Annotated in this window: 1 protein-coding gene and 1 pseudogene; both read left to right on the top strand. The window is 58.8% G+C overall.

All coding sequences use genetic code 11. The features are described 5' to 3' along the window. A pseudogene (locus WA354_RS18055) lies at positions 1-1,227 on the top strand (VWA domain-containing protein); the annotation flags it as partial. A gap of 92 nt (positions 1,228-1,319) precedes the next feature. Beyond that, positions 1,320-2,248, top strand: a 929-nt coding sequence (locus WA354_RS18060; RefSeq protein ID WP_472814412.1) for a 4Fe-4S binding protein, incomplete at its 3' end; no start/stop codon positions are given.

Here is a 2,248-nt window from a genome sequence, read left to right on the forward strand (position 1 = left end):
GGCATCTACACCGGCGCAGCAGCCACGGCCGTCACCGATCGCTTCCAACGCTCGCAGGACACGCTTTACTCCCTCGCAGCCGACACCGGCGGCAAGGCACTGCTCGACACCAACGACCTCGATCGCGGCATTCTCCAGGCGCAGGATGCAATCTCCGATTACTACATCCTCGGCTACTACACCACAAATCCTGCCCGCAACGGCCGCTTCCGCCGCGTAAAGATCGCGCTCAACGAGAACCTCGAAGCCAAGCTCGATTATCGCCAGGGATATTACGCCGACAAGGAATTCAGCAAATTCACCGCCGTCGACAAAGAGCGCCAACTCGAAGACGCGCTGATGCTCGAAGATCCCGTCACCGACCTCTCGATCGCGATGGAGATCGATCATTTCCAGCTGAATCGTGCCGAATACTTCGTGCCCATCATCGTCAAGATTCCTGGCCGCGAGCTTGCCTTGGCTAAGCGTGGAGGTGCAGAGCATACGCTCATCGACTTCGTTGGCGAAATCAAAGACGTGGTCGGTGGCACCACCGTGTCGAACGTCCGCGACTTCGTCAACATCAAGCTCTCCGACGCCACCGCGGCCGAGCTCGCGCATCGTCCCATCGAATACGACACCGGCTTTACGCTCCTCCCCGGCAAGTACATGATCAAGTTCCTCGCGCGCGATGACGAAACCGGCCGCATAGGAACCTATCAGACCACCTTCGTGATTCCAAACCTCAACAAGGAAGTTAAACGCATTCCCATCAGTTCGGTTGTTCTCAGCAGCCAGCGCGTCGAATTGAAGGACGCAATTTACGATGCGGCCAAGTCAAAAGATCGCGCCAAAGACGATGCCGTAAACCCCCTGGTGCAAGACGGCAAAAAGCTGGTCCCGAGCGTAACCCGCGTTTTCAACCAGAATCGCGACATCTACGTTTACCTGCAGGCATACAAACCGCCTGCCGTCGCGCCATCGACCGGCACGCCAGCCGCCCCATCGCCGCCCGCGCAGCCGCTAATGGCGTTCGTAACTCTCTATACCAATGGCGCTGAAGCATTCAAAACGCAACCCATCGCCGTCCCTCCCAATCCTTCAACACGTCTCGGCGTGACGCCGCTCAATTTCAATCTGAGTGCCGCGAATCTCAAGCCCGGTCAGTACGAGTGCCAGGTCACAGTGCTCGATCCATCCACTGAAAAGGCCGCATTCTGGCGAGCACCGATCGTGATCGCGCAATAGCCAGGCCTGTTTCGGACCTCTTTACTCTTGTGACATAAGTCGCTGCACTTTCTCTGCGAAGCCATTAATTTTGGCTTACGAGAGAAACGTCCATGGTCACCCAGCCCGCCCAACCACAGCCGATCCCAGCACGCAAAAAATCCCTGATCCGCCGCTTCGCCCCAGACCGCTCCCAGCGCACACGACATATCGTGCAGGCCCTATTTCTGGTCGTGAATGCCTGGCTCGGTCTCCAGTTCTACCTTTGGGCGCGCTACTACGAGCGCGGCGGCGTCGGACCCAGCGTTCCGCGGCCCGCCGGCGTCGAAGGCTGGCTCCCCATCGCCGGGTTGATGAACACGAAGTACTTTCTTCTTACTGGCCATGTGCCGCAAATTCACCCTGCCGCCATGTTTCTCTTCATTGGCTTCATGCTGATGAGCCTTCTGCTGAAAAAGGCTTTCTGCTCCTGGCTCTGCCCCGTCGGTACATTCTCAGAATTTCTCTGGAAGATCGGTCGCCGCATCTTCGGTCGCAACCTCCGCCTGCCGCGCTGGTTCGACATCTCGCTGCGTAGTCTGAAGTATGTGCTCCTCGGCCTCTTCGTAGCAGTCATCGGCGCCATGTCTGCCGAGGCGCTCGAAGATTTCATGGCGACGCCTTACGGCCTCGTTGCCGACGTCAAGATGCTGAACTTCTTCCGCGACATCGGGATTACCGCAGCCGTCGTCATAGCCTTGCTCGTGCTTCTTTCCATGCTGGTGCAGAACTTCTGGTGCCGCTATCTATGCCCATACGGCGCGCTCATGGGATTGGCTTCCCTGCTAAGCCCGGTTAAAATACGACGCGATCCAGACGCCTGCGTTGATTGCGGAAAATGTGCCAGGGCATGTCCTGCCGGCCTCGCCGTCGACAAGCTGGTCCAGATTCGCTCTGTCGAGTGCACGGCTTGCATGGAGTGCGTGGCAGCTTGCTCCGCGCTGGATGCCCTGCAATTCGCGCTCCCACCGCGCCCCGCCGCTGCACCGGCAGAACGCTGGCG

Source organism: Occallatibacter sp., assembly GCF_049802275.1.
Taxonomy (GTDB): domain Bacteria; phylum Acidobacteriota; class Terriglobia; order Terriglobales; family Acidobacteriaceae; genus Telmatobacter.